We start from the raw sequence: 24,280 nt of genomic DNA, 5'->3' as shown, positions 1-24,280 counted from the left end.
TCATGCATTCCGAATCTCCTATCAAGCGTCGCCAATCCCGCAAGATCTGGGTGGGTGGCGTTGCGGTCGGTGGCGATGCGCCGATTTCCGTACAGAGCATGACCAACACCGAAACCTGTGATGTCGACGCAACGGTCGGGCAAATCCAGCGCCTGGCCAATGCCGGTGCCGATATCGTCAGGGTCTCGGTGCCGTCTATGGAAGCCGCAGAAGCCTTTGGGCGGATCAAGCAGCGTGTGACGCTACCGCTGGTTGCCGACATTCACTTCGACTATCAGATCGCCCTGCGCGTGGCCGAACTCGGCGTCGATTGCCTGCGTATCAATCCAGGCAATATCGGCCGCGAAGATCGTGTCCGTGCCGTGGTCGATGCTGCACGTGACAAAGGCATCCCGATCCGTATCGGCGTCAACGCCGGTTCGCTGGAGAAGGATCTGCAGAAGAAGTACGGCGAGCCGACACCGCAGGCGCTGGTGGAATCTGCGCTGCGTCATGTGGATCATCTCGACCGTCTGGACTTTCAGGACTTCAAGGTCAGCGTCAAGGCCTCCGATGTATTCATGGCGGTGGAAGCCTATCGGCTGCTGGCCGGGCAGATCGAGCAGCCGCTGCACCTGGGCATCACCGAGGCGGGTGGGTTGCGCTCCGGTACGGTGAAATCCGCGGTGGGCCTGGGCATGCTGCTCGCCGAAGGTATTGGCGACACCATTCGCGTGTCGCTGGCGGCCGACCCCGTCGAGGAGATCAAGGTCGGTTTCGATATCCTCAAGTCCCTGCGTCTGCGCTCGCGCGGCATCAACTTCATCGCCTGCCCGAGCTGTTCGCGGCAGAACTTCGATGTGGTCAAGACCATGAATGAGCTGGAAAACCGCGTCGAGGACCTGCTGGTGCCGATGGACGTCGCGGTGATCGGCTGCGTGGTGAACGGGCCGGGCGAGGCCAAGGAAGCCCATGTCGGCCTGACCGGTGGCAGCCCGAACAACCTGGTCTACATCGATGGCAAGCCGGCGCAGAAACTGAACAACGAAAACCTCGTCGATGAGCTGGAGCAGCTTATCCGGCGCAAGGCCGCTGAGAAGCTTGCGTCCGACGCGGCGGTTATCGCGCGCAGCTGATCTTTAAGGAATCCCATTGAGCAAGTCCCTGCAAGCCATTCGTGGCATGAATGACATCCTGCCTGCGCAGACACCGATCTGGCGCTACCTCGAAGGCACCTTCGCGCAGCTGCTGGACAGCTACGGCTACAGCGAGATCCGTCTGCCGATCCTGGAGTTCACCGACCTGTTCGCCCGCGGCATCGGCGAAGGCACCGATGTGGTCGACAAGGAAATGTATACCTTCCTCGATCGCAACGAAGAGTCCCTGACCCTGCGTCCCGAGGGCACCGCCGGCTGCGTGCGCGCCGTGCTCGAGCATGGCATGGCTGGTGGCGGGCAAGTGCAAAAGCTCTGGTACACCGGGCCGATGTTCCGCTACGAGAAACCGCAGAAGGGTCGCTACCGGCAGTTCCACCAGATTGGTGTGGAAGTGTTCAACCAGCCGGGACCCGATATCGATGCCGAGCTGATCGTACTGACCGCGCGCCTGTGGAAGCAGCTCGGCCTCGCTGATGCAGTGACGCTGCAGCTCAACAGCCTGGGTTCCAGTGAAGCACGTGCGCGTTATCGCGATGCCCTAGTGGTATACCTGCAGCAGCGTTTCGACCAGCTCGACGAGGACAGTCGGCGTCGCCTGACGACCAATCCTTTGCGCATTCTCGACAGCAAGAATGCCCAGACTCAGGCGCTGCTGGCCTATGCGCCGACGTTGCATGACTACCTCGACGAAGAGTCGCGCGTGCATTTCGAAGGCCTGAAAGCGCGTCTCGATGCAGTCGGCATCGCTTACGAGATCAACCCCAAGCTGGTTCGCGGCCTGGACTACTACGGCCGCACCGTTTTCGAGTGGGTCACCGACAAGCTGGGTGCGCAGGGCACTGTCTGTGCAGGCGGGCGTTACGATGGCCTGGTCAGTCAGTTCGGCGGCAAGCCGACGCCGGGTGTCGGCTTCGCCATGGGCGTCGAGCGTCTGGTGCTGCTGCTGGAGACCCTCGAGTTGGTGCCGGAGGCTTTGAACCCGACGCCGCATGCCTACATCTGTGCATTCGGCGAGGCCGCAGAGCTGGCCGCACTGGCCCTGGCCGAGCGCCTGCGCGACGAGCTGCCGGGGCTGCGCCTGCTGGTCAATGCCGGCGGCGGTAGCTTCAAGAGCCAGTTCAAGAAGGCCGACAAGAGCGGTGCGCGCTATGCGCTGATTCTGGGTGACGACGAACTGGCCGGGCGCGTGGTAGGTTGCAAGCCGCTGCGCGACGACAGCGAGCAACAAAGCATTGCCTGGGATGCTCTGCCCGAGCGTCTGGCTGCCTGCCTCGAGCAGGTCTGAGACTTAGCGAATAAAAAGGAGTGACAGCGTGACCTCGGGTACTGAAGAAGAGCAACTGGCGCAGATCAAAGAGTGGTGGCAGCGCAACGGCAAGCCGTTGATGCTCGGCGCCGTGATTGCCCTGGTATTGGTGTTCGGTTGGCAATTCTGGCAGAAGCACCAGATCAATCAGGCGCAGAGTGCCTCGGTCCTCTACCAGCAGCTGCTGACTGCCGCGCTGGAGTCGGGTGAAGTCGATGCCGCCGAAGTTTCGCGTCTGGGCAATCTGCTCAAGAAGGATTTCGCCGGGACGCATTATGCGCAGTACGGCAGCCTGTTCATCGCCAAGGTTGCGGTCGAGGCCGGTCGTCTCGATGAGGCCGCAAGCGAACTGCGTGCGATCCTCGACAAGCCAGCCGACAAGACGCTGGACGAGCTCGCCCGTCAACGCCTGGCGCGGGTACTGGCGGCGCAGGACAAGGCGGATGAAGCGCTAAAGCTGCTGGACGGTGAGGCTGACAAAGCCTTCGCTGCCAGCCGTGAGGAACTCAAGGGTGACCTGTTGGTGCAACTCGGTCGCGATGACGAGGCGCATGCCGCTTACAGCAAGGCCAAGGAGTCGCTGTCTCAGGATGCGGCCATCGGCGGCCTGCAAATGAAACTGGATGATCTGGCCCGAGGGGAGGCGTAATCGATGTGTTGGAAAACTGCCGCGTTGCTGACCCTGGCCGTACTGGCCACCGGTTGCAGCAGCAACAACACCAAAGAGCCGGAGCCGGCCGAGCTGACCAAGTTCGAGGCAGAAATCTCCTTGAAGGAGGAGTGGAGCCGCTCGATTGGTGAAGGTCAGGGTGAGACTTACAACCTGCTGACGCCGGTCGTTTATGGCGACCAGATCTACGCCGCCGATGTCGAGGGGCTGGTGGTGTCGATGGATCGCTTGACCGGCAAGGTCAACTGGAAGAAGAAGCTCGATACGCCGGTGTCAGGTGCGGTAGGTGCCGGCTACGGTCTGGTGCTGATCGGCACCCTGCGTGGCGAGGTGCTGGCGCTGGATGTGAGTTCCGGCGAAGAGCGCTGGCGCAGCCAGGTCAGCAGCGAAGTGCTGGCTGCACCGGCCGTCAACGGCGATATCGTACTGGTGCAGACCCAGGACGATCGGCTGATCGCCCTGGAAATCGACACAGGCGCGCAGCGCTGGAGCTACGAGAGCTCGCCCGCGGTACTCACCCTGCGCGGTACCGGAGCGCCTTTGCTGACCAATCAGCTGGCGATCGCCGGCCTTTCCAGTGGCAAGGTCATTGCGTTGGATACCCGCCGCGGTTTGCCGGTCTGGGAGCAGCGAGTGGCGATACCTCAAGGTCGCTCCGAGCTGGAGCGGGTGGTGGACATCGATGGTGGCCTGCTGCTGTCTGGCGGCACGCTGTACGTCGCGACTTACCAGGGCCGCGCTGCAGCGCTGGAGCTGGAAAGCGGCCGAGTGCTCTGGCAGCGTGACGCATCCAGCTACTCCGGAGTGGCGCTCGGCTATGGCAGTGTCTACCTGAGCCTGGCAGATGGTACCGTCGAGGGCATCGACGAGCGCTCCACCACCGCGTTGTGGCGCAATGATTCGTTGGCCCGTCGTCAGCTTTCGGCCCCTGCGGTGCTTTCCAGCTATGTGGTGGTCGGTGACCGGGAGGGCTATCTGCATTTCCTGAGTCAGGTCGATGGCCGCTTTGTCGCTCGCGAGCGGATCGACAGCTCTGGTGTACGGGCACGCCCAGTGGTGGAGGGTGACTGGCTGTATGCCTTCGCCAATGACGGCAAGCTGGTGGCGCTGACGATCCGTCAGGCTGACTGACCACCCGCTGAGCCGCCAGCTCCGCCTGGCGGAGCCATGAATATTCGGCCGCTGCCTTGCAGCGGCCTTCGTGTTTTCTGAAATATCGCAGTGGAGAGCCGTATGGTTCCCGTAATCGCCCTGGTGGGTCGTCCGAACGTCGGCAAATCCACCCTGTTCAATCGCCTGACCAAGAGCCGCGACGCCATCGTCGCCGAGTACGCCGGGCTGACCCGTGATCGCCAATATGGCGAGGCCAAGTGGCAGGGGCGCACCTACATCGTGATCGACACCGGTGGTATTTCCGGTGACGAGGAAGGCATCGATGCGAAGATGGCCGAGCAATCGCTGCAGGCCATCGAGGAAGCCGATGCCGTGCTGTTCATGGTCGACTCGCGCGCCGGACTGACCGCCGCGGACCAGATGATCGGCGAACACCTGCGCAAGCGGAACAAGCGCTGCTTCCTGGTCGCGAACAAGGTCGACAGCGTCGATCCGGACATCGCCCGTGCCGAGTTCAGCCCGTTGGGCCTGGGCGACGCGCTACCGATCGCCGCCGCCCATGGGCGTGGCATCAGTCATATGCTCGAGCAGGCACTCGGCATCTTCCCCCGCGACGATGCCGAGCAGACCGAGGAAGGCGAGGAGGGCAGCGAGCCCGCGGACGGCGAGGAAGTCGTCGCCGAAGGCCAGGAGCCCAAGCGCATCCCGGGTCCGAGCGAGAAGGAAGGCATCAAGATCGCCATCATCGGGCGGCCCAATGTCGGCAAGTCGACACTGGTCAATCGCATGCTCGGTGAGGAGCGGGTCATCGTCTACGATCAGGCCGGCACCACGCGCGACAGCATCTACATCCCCTTCGAGCGCGACGAGGAAAAGTACACGCTAATCGACACCGCCGGTGTGCGCCGCCGCGGCAAGATCTTCGAGGCGGTGGAAAAGTTCTCGGTGGTCAAGACGCTGCAGGCGATCCAGGACGCCAACGTCGTGATCTTCGTCATGGATGCCCGTGAAGGTGTCGTCGAGCATGACCTCAACCTGCTGGGTTTCGTGCTGGAGACCGGCCGCGCCCTGGTCATCGCGCTGAACAAGTGGGACGGCATGGAGCAGGGCGAGAAGGACTACGTGAAGACCGAGCTGGAGCGCCGGCTGTTCTTCGTCGACTACGCCGACATCCATTTCATTTCAGCCAAGCACGGCACCGGGGTAGGGCACCTGTACAAGTCGGTGCAGGCCGCGTTCAAGTCGGCGATCACCCGCTGGCCGACCAGCCGCCTGACGCAGATCCTCGAGGACGCCGTGCGCGAGCACCAGCCGCCCATGGTCAACGGCCGGCGCATCAAGCTGCGTTATGCCCACCTGGGTGGTGCCAACCCGCCGCTGATCGTGATCCACGGCAACCAGGTTGAGGCGGTGCCCAAGTCCTATACGCGCTACCTGGAGAATACCTACCGGCGTGTGCTGAAGCTGGTCGGCACGCCGATCCGCATCGAGTACAAGGGCGGTGACAATCCCTACGAGGGCAGGAAGAACACGCTCACCGACCGCCAGGTCAACAAGAAGCGCCGCCTCATGTCGCACCACAAGAAGGCCGAGAAGAAGCGCCGCGACAAGAAGCGCTGATCGCTCAGCCATCTCCGTCGAACGACTGGTCCATGTCCAGGGCTGGTCGTGCATGGCGCGGCTTGCCGACCTGGCGGGCCGGATTGCCGACCACCGTGGTATGTGGCGCGACGGGATGCAGGACGATACTGCCGGCGCCTACCTTGGCGCCTTCGCCGATCTCGATGTTGCCGAGGATCTTCGCTCCGGCGCCGATCATCACGCCGCTGCGCACCTTGGGGTGACGGTCGCCGCCTTCCTTGCCGGTCCCGCCCAGCGTCACGCCCTGCAGGATCGATACATCGTCGCCGACCACCGCCGTCTCGCCGATGACGATTCCGGTGCCATGGTCGAGCATGATCCCGCTGCCGATACGGCTGGCCGGATTGATGTCGATGCCGAGGCGTTCGTTGCAGCGCGCCTGGATGAACATTGCCAGCAAGCGCTCGCCGCGACCATGCAGCTGATGTCCGATGCGATACGCCTGCAGTGCCAGAAAGCCCTTGGAGAACAGGAACACTTCCAGTGCACTGTCGAATGCCGGATCGCGGCTGACGATCGCCTGCAGGTCGCAGCAGGCCGTCTCGGCGAGCGCAGGAAGCTGGTGGTGCAGGCCGGCGAAGCGATCGGTCAGGGTATGGCTCTGCTCGGCGCCGTCGGCCAGGGCATGGCCGATACGGTGGGCGAGCGCACCACCGAAGTCCGGCTGATCGAGGATGCTCTGACTGACGATCGTGGCCAGGGTCGGCTCGCTGTCCAAGGCGCGTTGCGCCTGTGCCTGCAGGTCACTCCAGAGGTCGCTGACGGAAAGGTTCGGCATTGAGGTTCCTTATGGTCGGTGGGGTTGGCCATTGCCTGAACTGTAGCAGCCCGGGCAGGCGGTCGGCCGCCGCGTCTCGTATCGGGGCGCGCTCATCGGCTATCCTGTCCGCCTTCGCTGCCGAGTCCCAAACGGCAGGCCTGTCGGACGATCGTCATGCTCACCAGTAAATTGCCCAATGTCGGCACGACCATCTTCACCACCATGTCTCAGCTCGCGGCCGACACCGGTGCACTGAATCTTTCCCAGGGCTTTCCCGACTTCGATGGTCCCGAGGCGCTGCGCGAGGCCGTCGCTCGCCACGTCATGAGCGGCCACAATCAGTACGCCCCGATGACCGGTCTGCCGGCGCTGCGCGAGCAGGTGGCGGCCAAGGTGGCTGGCCTGTACGGACGGCAGGTGGACGTCGCCAGCGAAGTCACCATCACCCCTGGCGCCACGCAGGCAATCTTCTGTGCGATCCAGGCGGTGATCCGCCCCGGCGACGAGGTGATCGTTTTCGATCCCTGCTACGACAGTTACGAGCCGTCCGTGCAACTGGCCGGAGGCACCTGTATCCACCAGCAGCTGAGCCTGCCGGACTTCCGGATCGACTGGCAGCGACTGGCCGATGCCATCACCCCGCGCACGCGGATGATCGTGCTCAACACCCCGCACAATCCCAGCGGTGCGTTGATCGATGGCAGCGATCTGGAACGGCTGGCGGCACTGATCCGCGAGCGCGACATCTACCTGCTCAGCGACGAGGTCTACGAGCACCTCGTATTCGACGGCCGGGAGCACGCCAGCGTGCTGCGTCACGAGGAGCTGTATCAGCGTGCCTTCGTCATCAGCTCGTTCGGCAAGACCTATCACGTCACCGGCTGGAAGACCGGATACGTGGTGGCGCCGCCTGCTCTCAGCAGCGAGCTGCGCAAGGTGCACCAGTACGTCAGCTTCACCGGCGTCACGCCTCTGCAATGGGCCCTGGCCGACTTCATGGCGGCGCATCCGGAACACGTCCGCGAGCTCCCGGCGTTCTATCAGGCCAAGCGCGACCTGTTCTGCGACCTGCTGGCTGGCTCCCGCTTCCGCTTCACCCGCGCCGCTGGCACCTACTTCCAGCTGGCCGATTACTCGGCGATCCGCCCCGACCTCGACGACGTCGCCATGGCCGAATGGCTGACCCGCGAGCACGGTGTGGCGAGCATCCCGATCTCGGTGTTCTACCAGGATGCGCCGGCCGATCTCAGGCTGGTGCGCTTCTGCTTTGCCAAACGAGAGGAGACGCTGCGTCAGGCGGCGGAACGACTATGCGCGATCTGAACAGCCTGCCCGATCTCGAACTGGCCCTGATTCAGACCACGCTGGTCTGGCAGGATGCCGATGCCAACCGTGAGCGTTTCGCCGGGCTGCTCGAGCAGGCCCGCGGTGCCGATCTGATCGTCCTGCCGGAGATGTTCACCACCGGCTTTTCCATGGACTCGGCGGCCCTGGCCGAGCCGGAGGAGGGGCCGACCTATGCCTGGCTGCGCAGTCAGGCCGCGCGGCTGGAGGCAGTGGTCACTGGTAGCGTGATCATCGAGGCCGCCGACGGCAGTCATCGCAATCGCCTGCTCTGGGCCCGGCCGGATGGCGAGGTGCTGCATTACGACAAGCGCCACCTGTTCCGCATGGCTGGCGAGCACAAGCACTACACGCCAGGGCTGCAACAGGCGCTGTTCGAGGTGAATGGCTGGCGGGTGCGCCCGCTGATCTGCTACGACCTGCGCTTCCCGGTCTGGAGCCGCGATCCGCACGGCACCGACCTGATGCTCTACACGGCCAATTGGCCAGCGGCGCGCCGCGATGCCTGGAATCGTCTGCTGCCGGCGCGGGCCATCGAAAACCTCTGCTACGTGGCGGCGGTCAATCGGGTCGGCGAGGATGGCAAGGGCTACCCCTACAGCGGTGACAGCCAGGTGCTCGATTTCAAGGGCGACACCTTGCTTAACGGCGGCGACAGCGACGCGGTGCTTCGCTGCACGCTGCGGGCGCGCGATCTGGCCGCGTTCCGCGAGCGCTTCCCGGCCTACCATGACGGTGACGCGTTCGAGCTCAAGCCCTGACCGGCCGGTGCCTTCAGGGCGCTTCGGCGGCGTTCCGGCGCCGCTGAAACCAAACCCAGCCGTACACCGCGAGATTGAAGAGCACGACCACCCCTGCCAGCACGTATTGCACCGGCAGAGTGAGCCAGTCGGGATACAGCAGCGGTAGCAGATAATGCTCGATGAATCCTTCGCTGTAACCGGCATCGCCGGCGCGCGCTCGCAGTAACTGCTCCCAGCGGGTCAACGGGCAGCCGCGACCGGCCAGCTCGACGAATATCGCCCATCCTGCTGCCGGCAGATGCACGAGCATCGCCCGCGGACGCCAGAGTGCGAGCAGGCCTCCCAGCAGCGCGAAGAGAATGAACCCCAGGTGCAGAAGCAGCAGGGCGTCGGCACCGATGCGATGGATCATGGCCGGGTTGCCGCAGCTTCGGCTCCCGGCAGCGCCGCGAGCTGACGGTCCTGCAACCTGGCGAACAGCAGCAGTGCACTCAGGGCTCCGATCAGGGCGAGAAACATGTCCGACTGGGTGTCCCAGGGATCGCCCTGCGTGCCGAGGAATTCGATCGCCCCCTGTCCGGCCGCGAGGGCCACCCACCACTCGATCAACTCATAGAATGCGCTGATGGCAAGGGCCACGCAGACCACCAGCAGATTGAGCATCCAGCCATGGGACAGGTACCGCCCGCGCAGCAGGATTTCCCGCGCCAGCAGCGCCGGAACCAGCCCCTGCATGAAGTGCCCCAGCTTGTCGTAGGGGTTGCGGCTCAGCTCGAACAGCTCCTGCACCCAGAAACCGAGTGGCACACGCGCATAGGTGTAGGCCCCACCCAGAATCAGCACCAGCGCGTGGGCTGCGATAAGCACATAGAGCAATTGCGTGAGTGGGTGGCGGCGGTAGGTGGAAAGCAGAATCGGCGCGGCGATCAGCACCGGTGCCACTTCCAGCAACCAGGTCGCGCGATCGTATGGGTCTATTCCAGAAGCAATCAGGGCCAGCAGAACCGCCAGCCCGAGCGCAAGGTTAAGGTTGGTTGTTGGCATCTTGTCCGGTCCTGACCGAGTGCTGGCAAGCATGGCGCTATGTGCGGGACACGGCAAGCAGGCGATCGGTCGGCGGTTCAGCGTGCGGCGACTGCTTTCTTGCCTCGGTGGCAGTTGCGCGGATCAGCCGGGCCCACGAAGGGATTGGCATTGCCTTGCACGCAGGCGATGCGCTGGTTGCGCGTGCGCTCCCATTCGCTGACCGGATGCTGGCGGTTCCAGATGTCGTACAGGCGCCGGTCCTGTTTCGACAGGCGCAGCTTGTAGCGCTCGCTCATGTACAGATAGGTGCGGGCGATGGCACCGCGGCTGTACTCGGGTGGCATGGCCGTGCGCTGCTTGAAGTTGACCACGAAAGGGCAGGCACCGTACTGGCTGGGCTTTTCGCTGAGCATGCCGAAGCCGAAGTTGCTGCGGTCGCCGTTCACCTCGCCAACCACCGGGACCAGGTTGTGCAGGTCGGCCTCGGCTCGGCTGAACACCGGATCGTTGGCGGTGCAGTGCTTGCGTCCGCCCTGTTGCCAGCATTGCCGCTGATGGCCGATGACCCAGGCTGGCACGATGTGCTCCCACTCCACCCGTTGAGCGCGCTTGGGCTGCTTGCGCGGGACGTAGCCGCAGCTGCGCAGGTCGATGCGATTGCCCTTGAAGCTGCAGCCGCAGTAGAAGTCCACCGGCCGGTCGGCATAGAGGGTCCAGGCCACCTTCTTCGCTTCGCGGAAGGTGCGAGGCGCATCGGCGTAAGTGTTGGTGCAGCAGAACAGGGCAAGCAGAAAGAGACTGAGGCGGCGCATGGAATTCTCGACAACTGAACGAGTGACGCATCCATGCGCGGGCCGGCATCTTACCTTTCGTTTAAGTAAAAATCATAAAAATCAAAGGCTTGCATGATGTCATCCGGCCTTCATATGGCCCAGGCGGTTGATCCGCAACGAGGCGAGAATGATCGCGCCGCCGATCGCGAGCAGTAGCAGGTTGGTCGTGGTGCCCCAGAACAGCAGGTTGAGCACCAGGCCTACCGGCACCGACATGTTGTTCATCACCGCCAGCGTGCCCGCATCCACCAGCGTGGCGCCCTTGTTCCAGCAGAACTGGCCCAGGGCGGTAGCCAGCACGCCCATCCAGATCAGTACGGACCACTGCGTCGTGGTGGTCGGCAGTTTCTCGACGTTACCGAACAGCAGCCACGCCGGCAGCACGATCAGCAGCGCGCCGAGGAAGAAGTAGCCGAAGCGGCGATGCAGCGGCACGTCAGAGGGGTAACGCTGCGCCAGATGCTTGTAGGCCACCTGGCCGGCGGCAAAGGTGAAGTTGGCCAGCTGCATGAGCAGGAAGCCGCCAAGAAAATCGCCGGAAACGCCGTCATAACGGATGAGTCCGGCGCCGAACACCGCGACGGCTGCCGCGACCAGTGCCCAGGGGTTGAAGCGACGATTGAGCGCGTCGTCGATCAGCGTCACGTGCAGTGGCGTGAGCACGGTGAACAGCAGCACCTCGGCGACCGTCAGCACGTTGAAGCTCATGTACAGGCACAGGTAGGTGACGCCGAACTGCAGCGCGCCGACCAGGGTCACGCCGGCGATGAAGCCGGGCGCCACGCCACGCCAGCGGGTCAACGGCAGGAACACCAGGCCGGCTAGGATCACCCGCGTCAGCACGGCGAAATAGCTGTCCACCTGGCCGGCCAGGTAGACGCCGATCAGGTTGAAGGAAAAGGCCCAGAGCAGGGTGACGAAGATCAAATAGCGCATGCCGCCTCCACGACGAAGGCCGGCGACCTTAGCGGCTGCGCATGAAAGAGGGAAGGGCTGGCGCGCCTCTGGGCTCGCCAGCCGAACGGTCAGGCCGCTTTCAAGGTGGCCATGTCGATGACGAAGCGGTACTTCACGTCGCTCTTGAGCATGCGCTCGTAGGCTTCGTTGATGTCCTGCATGCGGATCATCTCGATGTCCGAGACGATGCCGTGCTCGGCGCAGAAGTCGAGCATCTCCTGAGTCTCGGCGATGCCGCCGATCAGCGAGCCGGCGATGCGGCGGCGCTTGAAGATCAGGCCGAACACGCTGGGCGACGGATGCGGCGAAGCCGGTGCGCCGACCAGCGTCATGGTGGCGTCGCGCTTGAGCAGATTCACGAACGCATCGAGGTTGTGCGGCGCGGCAACGGTGTTGAGGATGAAGTCGAAGCTGTTGACGTGCGCCGCCATCTCCTCCTTGTTCTTCGATACCACCACTTCGGCGGCGCCAAGGCGCAGCGCATCTTCGCGCTTGTCCGGCGAGGTGGTGAACAGCACCACCTTCGCGCCCATGGCGTTGGCGATCTTCACCGCCATGTGGCCGAGACCGCCGAGGCCGACCACGCCGACCTTCTGCCCCGGACCGACCTTCCACTGGCGCAGCGGCGAGTAGGTGGTGATGCCCGCGCAAAGCAGCGGCGCGACAGCGGCGAGGTTGTCGGTGTGGTTGATGCGCAGCACGTACTTTTCATCCACCACGATATTGTCCGAATAGCCGCCGAGGGTGTTCTCGCCACCGCCGAACGCCGGACCGTTGTAGGTGCCGACGAAACCGTTCTCGCAATACTGCTCCAGCCCTTCGCCACAGGACGAGCACGTACGGCAGCTATCGACCAGACAGCCGACACCGGCGATATCGCCTGCCTTGAATTTGCTGACGTTAGCGCCGACTGCGCTCACACGGCCGACGATCTCGTGGCCTGGCACGGATGGGTAGAGCGTGTTGTTCCACTCGTTGCGCGCGGTATGCAGGTCCGAATGGCAGACGCCGCAGTAGAGGATGTCGATCTTCACATCATTCGGCCCCACTTCGCGGCGCGAGAACGAATAGGGTGCGAGCGGGCTGTTCGGGTCGAGGGCGGCGTATGCGGTGGTATTGCTCATGACGGCTCCTTGGTTGATCGGTATGTGTCGGCCAAGCCTAACGGCGACGGGCGCTGGGCCGTTTGCACAATCCTGCCGATGGCTGACGCGTTTCTGCCGGAAAGGGACTGTGGGTGGTCCGGCTTGGTGACCGAACTGGGAGGGTGTTCGGAGGCGAACAGTTCAGTTGTTCGCAGCTGCTGGGCGACGAGCGCTGTCGGCTGGAAACGAAAACGGGCGTCATCGCGGATGGCGCCCGTCGTTACGCTGGATCTACAAGGGCAGGGTAAGCGACCTGCCTGATCAGCCTCAGGCGGCTGCCACCTGCGTTTCACGCAGCGCGCGGTTCATGGCGCTGAACAGGGCGCGGATGCTGGCGGTGGTGATGTTCTCGTCGATGCCGATGCCGTGCAGCGGGCGCTCGCCATCCAGGCGAACCTCGATATAGGCCGCGGCCTTGGCGTTGCTGCCGGCGCCAATGGAGTGCTCGTGGTAGTCCATGATCTCCAGCTTGACCGGCAACGCGGCCACCAGCGCCTCCAGCGGGCCCTTGCCGATGCCGCGCCAGTGGGCGACTTCGCCATCGGCCGCGACTTCCACGTCCACCGCGCTGGTGCCGTTCTCTTCCTGCAGGCGATGGCCCTTGAGCGTATAGGGAGCGGTCGCCTGCAGGTATTCGGCTTCCAGCAGCGCGTAGATCTGCTTGGCGCTCATCTCCAGGCCGAGGCGATCGGTTTCCTTCTGCACCACCTGGCTGAACTCGATCTGCATGCGTCGCGGCAGGCTGATGCCGTATTCCTGCTCGAGCAGGAAGGTGATGCCGCCCTTGCCGGACTGACTGTTGACGCGAATCACCGCCTCGTAGCTGCGACCGATATCGGCCGGGTCGATCGGCAGATACGGCACCTCCCAGACGCCTTCCGCATCCTGCTGGGAAAAGCCCTTGCGAATCGCATCCTGGTGCGAGCCGGAGAACGCGGTATGCACCAGGTCACCGACATAGGGATGGCGCGGGTGCACCGGCAACTGGTTGCATTCCTCGACCACCTTGCGCACGGCGTCGATGTCGGAGAAGTCCAGCTGCGGGTCGACGCCCTGGGTGTACATGTTCAGCGCCACGGTGACCAGGTCGACGTTGCCGGTGCGCTCGCCATTGCCGAACAGGCAGCCCTCGACGCGATCGGCGCCGGCCATCAGGCCCAGCTCGGTGGCGGCCACGCCGGTGCCGCGGTCGTTGTGGGTGTGCAGGCTGACCAGCACGCTGTCACGTCGGTCGATGTGACGGCAGAACCACTCGATTTGGTCGGCATAGATGTTCGGGGTGGCGGCCTCGACCGTGGCCGGCAGGTTGAGGATCAGCTTCTGCTCGGGCGTCGGCTGGAACACCTCGATCACCGCGTTGCACACCTCGACCGCGAATTCCGGCTCGGTGGAGCTGAAGATTTCCGGCGAATACTCGAAGCGCCAGTTGGTCTCCGGATTCTGCTCGGCCAGGCGCTTGATGACCTTGCCGGCGTTCACGGCGATCTGAACCACGCCGGCCTTGTCCTGGTTGAAGACGATGCGGCGGAAGCTCGGCGCGGTGGCGTTGTAGTAGTGGACGATGGCCTGCTTGGCACCCTTGAGCGACTCGAAGGTGCGGGTGATCAGGTCTTCGCGGGCCTGGGTCAGGACCTGGATAGTGACGTCGTCGGGGATGTGGGCGCCTTCGATCAGCTCGCGGACGAAGTCGAAATCGGTCTGCGACGCGGAGGGGAAGCCCACCTCGATTTCCTTGAGGCCGACCTGCACCAGGGTCTTGAAGAAACGCATCTTCTTCCCGGCATCCATCGGTTCGATCAGCGACTGGTTGCCGTCGCGCAGATCGGAGCTCAGCCAGATCGGCGCCTGGGTGATGGACTTCGACGGCCAGGTGCGGTCCGGAATGTCGATGGCCGGGAAGGCGCGGTATTTAGTCGATGGATTCTTGAGCATGGTCATGGCGTTTCCCCAGGTGAAGCTCGAGCTAAGCAACTTGTCTGCCCGGTGCGGGCACCGGTTTATGGTGCAAAGCTATTGCTTCGTACGCACGCATTGCAATACATGGAAAAAAATTGGTGATTTATTTCGATTATTGAGCTTGGTGAGTGTTTTATTTCTATCGCAGGGGAAATCTTCGTGTTCAATTGCTCGCCCGGCTTGCGGCCTCATGTCGCAGCGGACGAGGCACGGCGGACATGCGATCATCCGCGCACCTCCCGCGGGCTTGGCTCGGGTCAACCAAGGACATGCCGGTGACACGCAAACGGCTATCGACAATGAGTATCTGGCTTGGCCTGTTCGCCATGCTGATGATTCATGTCGGCCCGTTGTACTCCGCCGTCCAGGCCGCCCAAGCTAGCGCACAGCATCACCATCATGCCGAGCATGAGCCCGCAGCCCACGGTCATCATGGCCAGGCGCGTGCAGGGGAACCGGCATGGTTGGCCGCGCTGGAACTCTGCGGCTACTGCGAACTGCTGACGCTCAATCCACCGCTCAGCCTATCCGTCGACCTGGTCTTGCCGCGGCATGAGCCAGGCACTCTGCAACCGCTTCCCGAGCAACCGCTGCCGCCGGCCACGCGCCGTAGCAGTGGCCATCCCCGTGCGCCCCCGCTTCTGCATTGCTGATGTTCATCAGCCGCCTTCCTGGCGGCTCAATCACACGCAGAAGTGGAAGTATCTATGTCCAGCATTACTCATGGCCGTGCGGCGCGTGCGCGCCTGTCCGAATCATTTTCAGTCCAGCCGTCCCGTTTGCGCTGGCAGGTTGCTCATACCGCACTCCTGGCGCTGCTCGCCGGTGGCGCGCTGGCGGCTGAGCATGATCATGCCGCCCACGGCGAGCAGGCCGACAGCGTCGAACTGGCACCGATGGTCATTACCGGTGTCAGCCAGCAGTCGCCACTCACCGTTGTTACCGACCCGAAGATTCCCCGCCAGCCGATGCCGGCCAGCGACGGCGCGGACTATCTGAAGACCATTCCCGGCTTCTCCGCCGTGCGCAACGGCGGGGTGAACGGCGATCCGGTATTCCGCGGCATGTTCGGCTCGCGCCTCAAGCTGCTCTCCAACGGCGGCGAGATGCTCGGCGCCTGCCCGAACCGCATGGATTCGCCCAGTTCCTATATCAGCCCGGATACATTCGACAAGCTGACCGTCATCAAGGGGCCGCAGACCGTGCTCTGGGGCCCCGGCGCGTCAGCAGCCACAGTGCTGTTCGAGCGTGAGGCTGAGCAGTTCAGTGAGCCCGACTACCGCATCAACGGCAGCCTGCTGACCGGCACCAACGGGCGCTTCGACCGCAATCTGGATGCCGCGGCAGGCAACGCCCAGGGCTACGCGCGGCTGATGGCCAACAGCTCTCAGGCCGACGATTACGACGACGGCAATGGCGACACCATGCCGTCGCGCTACGACAAGTGGAACACCGATGTCGCCCTGGGCTGGACGCCGGATGCGGACACGCTCGTCGAACTGACCGCAGGTCGCGGCGATGGCTATGCGCGTTACGCAGGGCGCGGCATGGACGGCAGCCAGTTCCAGCGTGAAAGCCTCGGCCTGCGTTTCGAGAAGACCAACATCGGTGAGACCTTCTATGGCCTCGAGGCGCAGGTCTACTACAACTACGCCGACCACATCATGGACAACTACAGCCTGCGCAGTCCGGGCGGGATGATGCCGGACCCGACGCTTTCGCGGGTCGATCGTCGTACCCTTGGCGGGCGGCTGGTTGGCACCTGGCAGTGGACCGATGTCGAGCTGAAGGCGGGTGTCGATGCGCAGCGTAGCGAGCACCGAAAAGTCATGGACCCGACCAAGGCAGTTAACCAAATGGTGCTCGCGGCCGGTAGCGCCGCGCTGCCTTGGGTGCCAGATGCCATGCTGCACAGTTATGGGCTGTTTGGCGAGCTGACCTGGGATATCACCGACACTCAAAAGGTGGTCAGTGGCGTACGGGTAGATCTACACGAGGCCGAGGATCAGCGCGAGTTCTTCAACAGCCACGATCCTTCCAGCATGCCGATGGTCAAGCGTAACTGGGACAACCCCACCGCCGGCGAAACCCGTCGCGACACGCTCTACAGCGGCTTCGTGCGCTACGAGGAAGAACTCACCAGCCTGCCGGCGACCTGGTATGCCGGCCTCGGCCATGCCGAGCGGTTCCCCGACTACTGGGAGCTGTTCGTCTCCAACCCGGGGCCAGTGGGCACCGTGCAGCCGTTCGACTCCGTGCGCCCGGAGAAGACCACACAGCTGGACGTCGGCCTGCAGTATGCCAAGGGGCCGCTGGAGGCCTGGGTTTCAGCCTATGCGGGGCTGGTGGAAGACTACATCCTGTTCAGCTACGTACCCGGTGTGATGCCCGGCATGCTCCGCGCCGAGGTCAGCAACGTCGACGCGACCATTGCCGGTGCCGAGATGGGCGCCAGCTACCGCTTCAGCAGCAACTGGAAGGGGGATGCGAGCCTGGCCTATGCCTGGGGCGAGAACCGCAGCGACGATCGCGCGCTACCGCAGATCCCGCCGCTGGAAGGGCGCCTGGGTCTGACCTACGAGCGAGACAACTGGAGCACCAGTGGCCTCTGGCGCGTGGTCGCCGCGCAGGGGCGGGTCGCCGAGAACCAGGGCACCGTGGTCGGCAAGGACTTCGGCGAGTCCGCCGGCTTCGGCGTGCTGGCGGTCAACGGCGCGTATCGGGTGAACCAGCACTTCAAGCTCAGCGCGGGCATCGACAACCTGCTGGACAAGAACTACAGCGAGCATCTCAATCTCGCCGGTAGCGCCGGCTTCGCCGACTACGGCCTCGAGCCCACCAGTCGGGTGAACGAGCCTGGGCGCACGTACTGGGCGCGGGTCGACATGAGTTTCTGAATGCAACGCTAGCGGTAAAGGAGCGGGGGCGTCCCCGCTCCGGACGTAGGTTGGCGCTGAGGCGCGGGGCGCGATGGTGCCACTGGCGGCGCTGGCGTCAGGGATGACGCAATGGGCAGTGCCCAAGGTGATGCCACACGCTTCGTGCCTCAGCGCCAACCTACGATTAGCTTTTCTCCCCGGTCGGGTGCTCATCCGGCTGCTGCAGCGCGGCATTACCGCGCGGTATCAGTGAATCACGCCAGTCCCGCATATCCCCACCGCTCGGGTGCTGGAATACCCGCAGGCCGAACTCCGGCAGGATCGCCAGCAAATGGTCGAAGATGTCCGACTGGATCGCTTCGTACTGTGTCCAGGCCACCGTGTTGGTGAAGCAGTAGATCTCCAGCGGCAGGCCATCGGCGGTCGGGCTCAGCTGGCGCACCATCAGCGTCATGTTCTGATGCACGCCAGGATGGGCGCGCAGGTAGCGTTCGACATAGGCGCGGAACGTCCCCAGATTGGTGACCCTGCGGGTGTTGACCGGGTCCTGCCCGCGCTCGGCGAGCTTGGCGTTCCACTCGTCGATCTCCTTGCGCTTATTGACCAGGTAGTCCTCCAGCAGGCTGAAGCGGTAAAGCCGCTTGCGCTCTTCGGCGTCGAGAAAATGCACGCTCTGCTGATCCAGATAAAGGCTGCGCTTGATGCGTCGACCGCCACTCTCCTGCATGCCGCGCCAGTTCTTGAACGAGTCGGAAATGAAGCGTTTGGTCGGGATGCTGGTGATGGTCTTGTCCCAGTTCTGCACCTTGACCGTATGCAGGGCGATGTCGATCACGTCGCCGTCGGCGTTGAGCTGCGGCATTTCCACCCAGTCGCCGACGCGGATCAGGTCGTTGGAGGTGATCTGCACGCTGGCCACCAGCGACAGCAGGGTATCCTGGAAGATCAGCATCAATACCGCTGCCATGGCACCCAGGCCGGACAGCAGGATCAGTGGAGATCGATCGATCAGCGTGGCGATGATGAGGATGGTGGCGATCGCGTAGATGACGATCTTCACCACCTGCAGATAGCCCTTGATCGGGTGCAGGCGGGCGTCCGGCCGGCGCTGGTAGACCACGTTGATGATGTCGAGCACCGCGCCGAGGGCCAGTGCGATGGTCAGCACGATGAAGCCGCCGCAGACATTCTGCACCACGGTCACCGCAGCGTCCGGCAGGCCGGGGACCGTCCTTACGCCGATCGACAGCACCAGTGCCGGGACAATGTTCGACAGCCGCTTGATGACGCCGAAATCCTGCAGTTCGCCATCGCGCGTGTGCCGTAACAGGCGGTAGAGGCCGCGCACCAGGATGCGTTTGACGATCCAGTTGGATAGCCAGGCGGCGAAGATCAGCGTGGCGCTGGCAAGTAGGGTCTGCAGTTCGGCATGGGCTCTGAGCCAGTCCAGCCAGGTGGCCAGATCGTCAGACATGTGTTTCTCCATCGAAGGGTGGGCGGGCGGCCCCAGCGGTGTGCCCGGGCTGCGATTGGCGGCGCTGGTTTAACGGATGAACTCGCGGCTGATCGTCTTGAACAACTCGGTGCCGGCGCGCTCCATCCACTCGAAGGCGACCATCTCCCGCGAGACGATCTGCGCACCGGCCTGGCGCATGCGCTCCAGGGCCAGGGCCTTGTCGCTGGCGCGGCGTGAGCTGACGCCTTCTTCGACGACGAACACCTCGTTGCCGCGGGCACGCAGGTCGAGCACCGTCTGCAGCACGCAGACGTGGGTCTCGCAGCCGCAGACGACGAACTGGCGACGTTCACCACCGGGGCGCTTGAACAGCTCGCCGTCGCCAGCGGCGGAGAAGTCCAGCTTCTCGAGGATCGCACTGTCTTCCACGCCGTCGCGCAGCGCGGCGATGGTCTGGCCGAGGCCCTTGCTGTACTGCTCGGTCAGCAGTACCGGTACGCCGACCCGCTTGGCCACCTGTTGCAGCCAGGCGGTGTGTTCGGCCATCGCGGCGGCGTCCAGGATCACCGGAAACAGGCGCTCCTGGATGTCGACGATCAACAGGGTGGAATCCGTTGCCTTGATGCGCATCGCTGTGCTTCCTCGTGGTTCAGGGTTTGTAGGCACCGATGAAGATCGCCGGATCGACACGGGCGTCGTTCAGGCTCACGTTCCAGTGCAGGTGCGGGCCGGTGGCACGGCCGGTCGCGCCGACCTTGCCGAGCACCTCGCCGCGCGCCAGTTGATCGCCGACCTTCACGCCGATCTCGGACAAATGGCAGAACATGCTGATCAGCCCCTGACCGTGGTCGACGAACACGGTCTTGCCGTTGAAGAAATAGTCACCGGTGAGTATGACCTTGCCGGCTGCCGGCGCCTTGATCGGCGTGCCGCTCTTGGCGGCGAAATCCAGGCCGGAGTGTGGGTTGCGTTCCTCGCCGTTGAAGAAACGGCGCAGGCCGAAGGGCGAGGACAAAGGTCCGTCCACCGGGCGATCGAACAGCAGATTGCTTGGCTGGTTGGCACTGAACTGCCGGTAGGCGCGGGTCTGTTCGTCCAGCTCGCGCTCGATGCGCTTGAGGTCTGCCGGATTCGGATTGACCTGGCGCTGATTCTTCAGGGTGATGTGCTGGGCGCGATAGTCGCGGCTGCCAACCTGAAAACCCGTGCTGCGGCCATCGACCTCCAGTTGCTGGGTACCTGCCTTGACCGACAGCGGGATGCCGACGATGGCAATCCAGCGCTGGCCGTCCTCGCGTATCACCAGCGTCGGTTTGCCCTGGTAGCGTGCCTGCGGTGCGTGCGGACCATTGCCGAGTTCGATCACGGCGACGCCGCCGGGCACCGGCTTGTTCAGTAGACGGGTGATGAAGCCTTCGGCATGCGCAGGCAGTGCAAGGGCGAGGGAGAACAGCAGGGCGAAGACACGAGGCATGGGCGGGTCCGTTGCGGAAAATGGCCCAATCCTCGCGTAAACCTCGGGCAAGAGAAAGGGCCAGGGATGTCAGGAGATTTCTGGCGCGGCTTGCTTAGAGCAGTGGCAGGGTGACCGGTTGCAGATGATTGTCTTCCACCCGAACGTCCAGCTCGCCGTCGCCGAGCCTGGCCTTGAGGCGCTGGCCAGGCTCGGTCTGGCTGGCGCTGCGGATCGCCTGGCCGCGCTCGTCCAACAGAATGCTGTAACCGCGGCTGAGTGTGGCCAGCGGGCTGACCACATTGAGCGTCTGTACGAGGCCCTGCAGCTGCTGGCGGCGGCCTTTGAGATTGGCCTGCATCGCCCGCGGCAGGCGCGAGGACAGATGGTCGAGGCGCTGGCGCAGCAGATTCAGCGTGCGCCCCGGATGCTGCGCGGCCAGTCGCGTTTCCAGCCGGGCCAGACGCTCCTGACCACTGCACAACCGACGGTCGACGGCACGCAGCAGCCGCTGCTCCAGGTCATCGATACGCTGGGCCTGCTGCTGCAGACGCTCGCCGGGATGGCGCAGGCGGCGGGTCAGGCCGTCCAGGCGCATGGCGTCGCGGTGCAGGCGATCACGCATGCGCAGTACCAGACGTTGCTGCAGGCCGTTCAGCCGCTGCTGCAGATCGGCACTGCTAGGCGCCAGCAGCTCTGCCGCCGCGGACGGCGTCGGGGCGCGCACATCGGCGACGAAGTCGGCGATGGACACATCGGTCTCATGGCCAACCGCGCAGACGATCGGCGTGACGCAGGCATCCACCGCACGCGCCACGGCTTCCTCGTTGAAGCACCAGAGATCTTCCAGCGAGCCGCCGCCGCGGGCGAGGATCAGGGCGTCGAAGCCCTGGGCGTCCGCCAGCTGCAGCGCACGGACGATCTGCCCAGTGGCTTCGCGGCCCTGCACGGCGGTGGGGATCAGCGTCAGCTCCACCTGCGGTGCGCGGCGGCGGAACACCGAGATGATGTCGCGGATCACTGCGCCGGTCGGTGAGCTGACGATGCCGATGCGCCGCGGATGGGCGGGCAGGGCGGCCTTGCGCTCGGCGGAGAACAGGCCTTCGGCGGCGAGCTTTTCCTTCAGCGCTTCGAAGGCCAGGCGCAGTGCGCCGTCGCCCGCCGGCTCCAGCATGTCGAGGATCAGCTGATAGTCGCCACGGCCTTCGAACAGCGAGACCTTGCCACGCACCCGCACCGCCAGGCCGTCGCGCAGTGCCTGACGTACCCGCGCGGCATTCTGGCGGAACAGGGCGCAGCGCACCTGGGCGTTCCTGTCCTTGAGGGTGAAATAGACGTGGCCGGAGGCGGGACGGGCGAGGTTGGAAATCTCGCCTTCGACCCAGACCTGGGCGAACACGTCCTCGAGCAACAGGCGGGCGCGACCGTTGAGCTGACTGACGGTCAGCACTTCGCGATCGAGATTGAGGCGCTGGAAGGGATCTTTGAGCATGGCGGCGATGATAAGCCGCGCGCGGCCAAGCGGAAACCGAATCTGCTTGGCGTCCGTCCAGCGGGCCTTGACCAGCCAACGGGCGGCGCTAAGCTGCGCGGCCTTTCCCCATCTCCGGTTCCGAGCCGTCATGAGCCACAGTCAAGCCATCATCGTGCCGCGCATTTCCACGTTCCCAGCGCACGAAGCCAAGGCGCGGATGATTCTGCGTTGGCTGGCCGAGCGGCGCATCGTCGAGTCGCTGCCGACCACCTGTGGCCGCGGTGTTGGCGGCATGGGTTACGCCATCGCTTCCGGTGCGCGCAGTGTCGTGCAGCATCCGGAGTATTTGCCCTTTGGCGCGGCCATCAACGGCCTTGAAGTGGTCACCAAGCGCTGCATTTACACGCCGACACGGGATTTCGCCGAGGAAGCAGGCTGCCCCGAGTGCCGCCGCGAGATTGGCGAGGCGTTGTTTGAAAGCCTTGACGAGTGGATGCCTAAGCAGACCGACAATTTCACCTGTCCGGAATGTGGCTTCGAGGACGACATCAATGGCTTCCTGTTCATTCCGGCCTGCGCATTTTCCAACCTGGGCTTCATTTTCAACGGATGGGGTGAGGCCGGCTTGCGTCAGTCGTTTCTCGACGAGTTTGCCGAGCGCCTAGGGTTTGCTGTGGCGCTGGTGATCGATCGGCCGTGACCGGTCGGTCACTCCGGCGAGGCTGTGCCTGTCGTCCTTCGTGCCGTCGCTCACATCCGCATTGAGCGCAAGGGGGTGCGTGGGTATAATGCCGCGCTTCCTTTTTCCCGCCTGGGAGCCCCCGCCATGCTGCGTATCAGCCAAGAAGCCCTGACTTTCGATGATGTTCTCCTGATCCCGGGATATTCCGAGGTTCTGCCGAAGGATGTCAGCCTCAAGACCCGCCTGACCCGCGAAATCGAGCTGAACATTCCGCTGGTTTCCGCGGCCATGGACACCGTCACCGAAGCCCGCCTGGCCATCGCCATGGCGCAGGAAGGTGGCATTGGCATCATCCACAAGAACATGAGCATCGAGCAGCAGGCCGCCGAGGTGCGCAAGGTCAAGCGCCACGAGACTGCGATCGTCCACGACCCGGTCACCGTCACCCCGGAAACCAAGATCAGCGAGCTGCTGCGCAAGGCCCATGAACTGGGCTTCTCCGGCTTCCCGGTGGTATCCGGCAAAGAGCTGGTGGGCATCGTCACCGGTCGTGACCTGCGCTTCACGCCGAACGCCGGTGATTCCGTCGCGGCGATCATGACGCCCAAGGACAAGCTGGTCACCGTGCTCGAGGGCACTGGCCTGGAAGAAATCAAGACCAAGCTCTACGAACACCGCATCGAGAAAATGCTGGTGGTCGACGCCAACTTCCACCTGCGCGGCCTGGTGACCTTCCGCGATATCGAGAAGGCCAAGACCTACCCGCTGGCGTCCAAGGACAGCCAGGGCCGCCTGCGCGTCGGCGCGGCGGTCGGTACCGGCGCCGACACCGGTGACCGCGTCGAGGCGCTGGCTGCGGCCGGCGTCGACGTGGTGGTGGTGGATACCGCCCATGGCCATTCCCGTGGCGTGATCGATCGCGTGCGCTGGGTGAAGGAGAACTTCCCGCAGGTGCAGGTGATCGGCGGCAACATCGCCACCGCCGAAGCCGCGCTGGACCTGGTCAAGGCTGGCGCCGACGCGGTCAAGGTCGGCATCGGTCCGGGCTCGATCTGCACCACCCGCATCGTCGCTGGCGTCGGCGTGCCGCAGATCTCCGCCATCGCCAACGTTTCCGCCGCGCTGGAAGGCACCGGCGTGCCGATGATCGCCGACGGCGGTATCCGCTTCTCCGGTGACCTGTCCAAAGCCATTGTCGCCGGCGCCAACGCCGTGATGATGGGTTCGATGTTCGCCGGTACCGAAGAAGCCCCGGGCGAGATCGAACTGTTCCAGGGCCGCTCCTACAAGGCCTACCGCGGCATGGGCTCCCTGGGCGCCATGTCCCAGGCGCAGGGCTCCTCGGATCGTTACTTCCAGGACTCGTCCGCTGGTGCCGAAAAGCTGGTTCCCGAAGGCATCGAAGGTCGCGTGCCGTACAAGGGCTCGCTGGCGGCGATCATCCATCAGCTGATGGGTGGCCTGCGCGCTTCCATGGGCTACACCGGCAGCGCCACCATCGACGAGATGCGCACCCGTCCGCAGTTCGTGCGCATCACCGGTGCCGGCATGGCCGAGTCGCACGTGCATGACGTGCAGATCACCAAGGAAGCCCCGAATTACCGAGTGGGTTGATCCGCTCAGCTAGACAGGCGCCGGAAGCTGGCAGCGGGAGCCGGGAGAAATCCTGGTTTCGGCTTCCAGCTTCCGGCTTTCAGCTTCAGGCT

22 protein-coding genes are annotated in these 24,280 nt (G+C 64.3%); 11 read left to right on the top strand and 11 right to left on the bottom strand.

Annotation, left to right across the window (positions count from 1 at the left end):
• The first annotated feature begins 2 nt into the window (after nucleotides 1-2).
• The 5 genes from ispG (at nucleotide 3) to der (ending at nucleotide 5,845) form a co-directional block, all read left to right on the top strand.
• Entirely contained in the window at nucleotides 3-1,115 is a 1,113-nt protein-coding gene (gene ispG / locus NAO55_RS17250; RefSeq protein ID WP_063542457.1) for a flavodoxin-dependent (E)-4-hydroxy-3-methylbut-2-enyl-diphosphate synthase, read from the top strand.
• 16 nt (nucleotides 1,116-1,131) lie between these two features.
• On the top strand, nucleotides 1,132-2,421 hold the full coding sequence (gene hisS, locus NAO55_RS17245) for a histidine--tRNA ligase (RefSeq protein ID WP_102839843.1): 1,290 nt from the start codon (nucleotides 1,132-1,134) through the stop codon (nucleotides 2,419-2,421).
• Nucleotides 2,422-2,449: 28 nt separating this feature from the next.
• The gene (locus tag NAO55_RS17240) at nucleotides 2,450-3,091 is read left to right on the top strand and encodes a YfgM family protein (RefSeq protein WP_063542461.1); all 642 of its coding nucleotides are present in this window, start codon (nucleotides 2,450-2,452) and stop codon (nucleotides 3,089-3,091) included.
• Between the two features lie 3 nt (nucleotides 3,092-3,094).
• Nucleotides 3,095-4,243: an outer membrane protein assembly factor BamB gene (gene bamB, locus NAO55_RS17235; protein WP_102839844.1), complete on the top strand. Its 1,149-nt coding sequence runs from the start codon at nucleotides 3,095-3,097 to the stop codon at nucleotides 4,241-4,243.
• Nucleotides 4,244-4,345: 102 nt separating this feature from the next.
• Nucleotides 4,346-5,845, top strand: a complete 1,500-nt coding sequence (gene der, locus NAO55_RS17230; RefSeq protein WP_063542465.1) for a ribosome biogenesis GTPase Der — start codon at nucleotides 4,346-4,348, stop codon at nucleotides 5,843-5,845.
• A 4-nt stretch (nucleotides 5,846-5,849) separates the two neighbouring features.
• Here der and cysE read toward each other — a convergent pair whose 3' ends face one another.
• Nucleotides 5,850-6,644 (bottom strand): serine O-acetyltransferase, encoded by a 795-nt coding sequence (gene cysE, locus NAO55_RS17225; protein ID WP_102839845.1) that lies wholly within the window; start codon nucleotides 6,642-6,644, stop codon nucleotides 5,850-5,852.
• 156 nt (nucleotides 6,645-6,800) lie between these two features.
• Between cysE and NAO55_RS17220 the strand changes: the two genes are divergently transcribed.
• On the top strand, nucleotides 6,801-7,949 hold the full coding sequence (locus NAO55_RS17220; protein WP_102839846.1) for a pyridoxal phosphate-dependent aminotransferase: 1,149 nt from the start codon (nucleotides 6,801-6,803) through the stop codon (nucleotides 7,947-7,949).
• The gene (locus NAO55_RS17215) at nucleotides 7,937-8,731 is read left to right on the top strand and encodes an amidohydrolase (RefSeq protein ID WP_102839847.1); all 795 of its coding nucleotides are present in this window, start codon (nucleotides 7,937-7,939) and stop codon (nucleotides 8,729-8,731) included. Before NAO55_RS17220 ends, NAO55_RS17215 begins: the two co-directional genes overlap by 13 nt.
• Before the next feature lie 13 nt (nucleotides 8,732-8,744).
• On the opposite strand, the gene NAO55_RS17210 is transcribed toward NAO55_RS17215, so the two are convergent.
• The 6 genes from NAO55_RS17210 to leuA all read right to left on the bottom strand — a co-directional run bounded on the left by NAO55_RS17210 (nucleotide 8,745) and on the right by leuA (nucleotide 14,612).
• Nucleotides 8,745-9,125, bottom strand: a complete 381-nt coding sequence (locus tag NAO55_RS17210) for a DUF2784 domain-containing protein (RefSeq protein WP_102839848.1) — start codon at nucleotides 9,123-9,125, stop codon at nucleotides 8,745-8,747.
• Complete coding sequence (locus tag NAO55_RS17205) at nucleotides 9,122-9,757, bottom strand: DUF2238 domain-containing protein (protein WP_102839849.1); 636 nt, start codon at nucleotides 9,755-9,757, stop codon at nucleotides 9,122-9,124. The genes NAO55_RS17210 and NAO55_RS17205 overlap by 4 nt, the downstream gene beginning before the upstream one ends.
• 77 nt (nucleotides 9,758-9,834) lie before the next feature.
• A complete protein-coding gene (locus NAO55_RS17200) occupies nucleotides 9,835-10,551 on the bottom strand; it encodes an endonuclease (RefSeq protein ID WP_102839850.1) in 717 nt (238 codons plus the stop codon).
• 99 nt (nucleotides 10,552-10,650) lie between these two features.
• Nucleotides 10,651-11,508 carry a carboxylate/amino acid/amine transporter gene (locus NAO55_RS17195; protein ID WP_102839851.1) on the bottom strand — a complete coding sequence of 286 codons (858 nt, stop codon included), beginning with the start codon at nucleotides 11,506-11,508 and terminating at the stop codon, nucleotides 10,651-10,653.
• Between the two features lie 89 nt (nucleotides 11,509-11,597).
• A complete protein-coding gene (locus tag NAO55_RS17190; RefSeq protein WP_102839852.1) occupies nucleotides 11,598-12,653 on the bottom strand; it encodes an NAD(P)-dependent alcohol dehydrogenase in 1,056 nt (351 codons plus the stop codon).
• Nucleotides 12,654-12,941: 288 nt separating this feature from the next.
• Nucleotides 12,942-14,612 (bottom strand): 2-isopropylmalate synthase, encoded by a 1,671-nt coding sequence (gene leuA, locus NAO55_RS17185; protein WP_102839853.1) that lies wholly within the window; start codon nucleotides 14,610-14,612, stop codon nucleotides 12,942-12,944.
• 317 nt (nucleotides 14,613-14,929) lie between these two features.
• Here leuA and NAO55_RS17180 point away from each other — a divergent pair, with 317 nt between their 5' ends.
• Entirely contained in the window at nucleotides 14,930-15,283 is a 354-nt protein-coding gene (locus tag NAO55_RS17180; protein ID WP_063542484.1) for a DUF2946 domain-containing protein, read from the top strand.
• A 54-nt stretch (nucleotides 15,284-15,337) separates the two neighbouring features.
• Nucleotides 15,338-17,527: a TonB-dependent copper receptor gene (locus NAO55_RS17175; RefSeq protein ID WP_102839854.1), complete on the top strand. Its 2,190-nt coding sequence runs from the start codon at nucleotides 15,338-15,340 to the stop codon at nucleotides 17,525-17,527.
• Between the two features lie 166 nt (nucleotides 17,528-17,693).
• Here NAO55_RS17175 and NAO55_RS17170 read toward each other — a convergent pair whose 3' ends face one another.
• From NAO55_RS17170 to xseA, 4 genes are all read right to left on the bottom strand, one after another.
• Nucleotides 17,694-18,983: a mechanosensitive ion channel family protein gene (locus NAO55_RS17170; protein ID WP_003284620.1), complete on the bottom strand. Its 1,290-nt coding sequence runs from the start codon at nucleotides 18,981-18,983 to the stop codon at nucleotides 17,694-17,696.
• Between the two features lie 69 nt (nucleotides 18,984-19,052).
• Nucleotides 19,053-19,595, bottom strand: coding sequence for a hydrolase (locus NAO55_RS17165; protein ID WP_102839855.1), 543 nt, complete (start codon nucleotides 19,593-19,595; stop codon nucleotides 19,053-19,055).
• A 19-nt stretch (nucleotides 19,596-19,614) separates the two neighbouring features.
• Nucleotides 19,615-20,439 (bottom strand): M23 family metallopeptidase, encoded by an 825-nt coding sequence (locus NAO55_RS17160; protein ID WP_102839856.1) that lies wholly within the window; start codon nucleotides 20,437-20,439, stop codon nucleotides 19,615-19,617.
• A gap of 94 nt (nucleotides 20,440-20,533) precedes the next feature.
• Complete coding sequence (gene xseA, locus NAO55_RS17155) at nucleotides 20,534-21,910, bottom strand: exodeoxyribonuclease VII large subunit (RefSeq protein WP_102840387.1); 1,377 nt, start codon at nucleotides 21,908-21,910, stop codon at nucleotides 20,534-20,536.
• A 130-nt stretch (nucleotides 21,911-22,040) separates the two neighbouring features.
• On the opposite strand from xseA, the gene NAO55_RS17150 reads away from it, so the two are divergent.
• Both NAO55_RS17150 and guaB read left to right on the top strand, forming a co-directional pair.
• Complete coding sequence (locus NAO55_RS17150; RefSeq protein ID WP_102839857.1) at nucleotides 22,041-22,592, top strand: sugar ABC transporter ATPase; 552 nt, start codon at nucleotides 22,041-22,043, stop codon at nucleotides 22,590-22,592.
• Nucleotides 22,593-22,718: 126 nt separating this feature from the next.
• Nucleotides 22,719-24,188, top strand: coding sequence for an IMP dehydrogenase (gene guaB / locus NAO55_RS17145; protein WP_102839858.1), 1,470 nt, complete (start codon nucleotides 22,719-22,721; stop codon nucleotides 24,186-24,188).
• Nucleotides 24,189-24,280 lie beyond the last annotated feature (92 nt).

It is taken from the genome of Stutzerimonas frequens (assembly GCF_024448335.1).
Taxonomy (GTDB): domain Bacteria; phylum Pseudomonadota; class Gammaproteobacteria; order Pseudomonadales; family Pseudomonadaceae; genus Stutzerimonas; species Stutzerimonas frequens.
Note: the sequence above shows the minus strand (reverse complement) of the source record. Positions and strands in the feature narration are given on the sequence as shown.

What these genes read in the sequence shown, in the direction of transcription:
- NAO55_RS17210 (WP_102839848.1), bottom strand. Translation starts at nt 9,125, where the DNA reads ATGATCCATCGCATCGGTGCCGACGCCCTGCTGCTTCTGCACCTGGGG.
- xseA (WP_102840387.1), bottom strand. Translation starts at nt 21,910, where the DNA reads ATGCTCAAAGATCCCTTCCAGCGCCTCAATCTCGATCGCGAAGTGCTG.
- NAO55_RS17220 (WP_102839846.1), top strand. Translation starts at nt 6,801, where the DNA reads ATGCTCACCAGTAAATTGCCCAATGTCGGCACGACCATCTTCACCACC.
- ispG (WP_063542457.1), top strand. Translation starts at nt 3, where the DNA reads ATGCATTCCGAATCTCCTATCAAGCGTCGCCAATCCCGCAAGATCTGG.
- NAO55_RS17195 (WP_102839851.1), bottom strand. Translation starts at nt 11,508, where the DNA reads ATGCGCTATTTGATCTTCGTCACCCTGCTCTGGGCCTTTTCCTTCAAC.
- NAO55_RS17150 (WP_102839857.1), top strand. Translation starts at nt 22,041, where the DNA reads ATGAGCCACAGTCAAGCCATCATCGTGCCGCGCATTTCCACGTTCCCA.
- NAO55_RS17190 (WP_102839852.1), bottom strand. Translation starts at nt 12,653, where the DNA reads ATGAGCAATACCACCGCATACGCCGCCCTCGACCCGAACAGCCCGCTC.
- NAO55_RS17180 (WP_063542484.1), top strand. Translation starts at nt 14,930, where the DNA reads ATGAGTATCTGGCTTGGCCTGTTCGCCATGCTGATGATTCATGTCGGC.
- der (WP_063542465.1), top strand. Translation starts at nt 4,346, where the DNA reads ATGGTTCCCGTAATCGCCCTGGTGGGTCGTCCGAACGTCGGCAAATCC.
- NAO55_RS17215 (WP_102839847.1), top strand. Translation starts at nt 7,937, where the DNA reads ATGCGCGATCTGAACAGCCTGCCCGATCTCGAACTGGCCCTGATTCAG.
- bamB (WP_102839844.1), top strand. Translation starts at nt 3,095, where the DNA reads ATGTGTTGGAAAACTGCCGCGTTGCTGACCCTGGCCGTACTGGCCACC.
- NAO55_RS17200 (WP_102839850.1), bottom strand. Translation starts at nt 10,551, where the DNA reads ATGCGCCGCCTCAGTCTCTTTCTGCTTGCCCTGTTCTGCTGCACCAAC.
- NAO55_RS17165 (WP_102839855.1), bottom strand. Translation starts at nt 19,595, where the DNA reads ATGCGCATCAAGGCAACGGATTCCACCCTGTTGATCGTCGACATCCAG.
- NAO55_RS17175 (WP_102839854.1), top strand. Translation starts at nt 15,338, where the DNA reads ATGTCCAGCATTACTCATGGCCGTGCGGCGCGTGCGCGCCTGTCCGAA.
- NAO55_RS17160 (WP_102839856.1), bottom strand. Translation starts at nt 20,439, where the DNA reads ATGCCTCGTGTCTTCGCCCTGCTGTTCTCCCTCGCCCTTGCACTGCCT.
- NAO55_RS17205 (WP_102839849.1), bottom strand. Translation starts at nt 9,757, where the DNA reads ATGCCAACAACCAACCTTAACCTTGCGCTCGGGCTGGCGGTTCTGCTG.
- leuA (WP_102839853.1), bottom strand. Translation starts at nt 14,612, where the DNA reads ATGACCATGCTCAAGAATCCATCGACTAAATACCGCGCCTTCCCGGCC.
- cysE (WP_102839845.1), bottom strand. Translation starts at nt 6,644, where the DNA reads ATGCCGAACCTTTCCGTCAGCGACCTCTGGAGTGACCTGCAGGCACAG.
- guaB (WP_102839858.1), top strand. Translation starts at nt 22,719, where the DNA reads ATGCTGCGTATCAGCCAAGAAGCCCTGACTTTCGATGATGTTCTCCTG.
- NAO55_RS17170 (WP_003284620.1), bottom strand. Translation starts at nt 18,983, where the DNA reads ATGTCTGACGATCTGGCCACCTGGCTGGACTGGCTCAGAGCCCATGCC.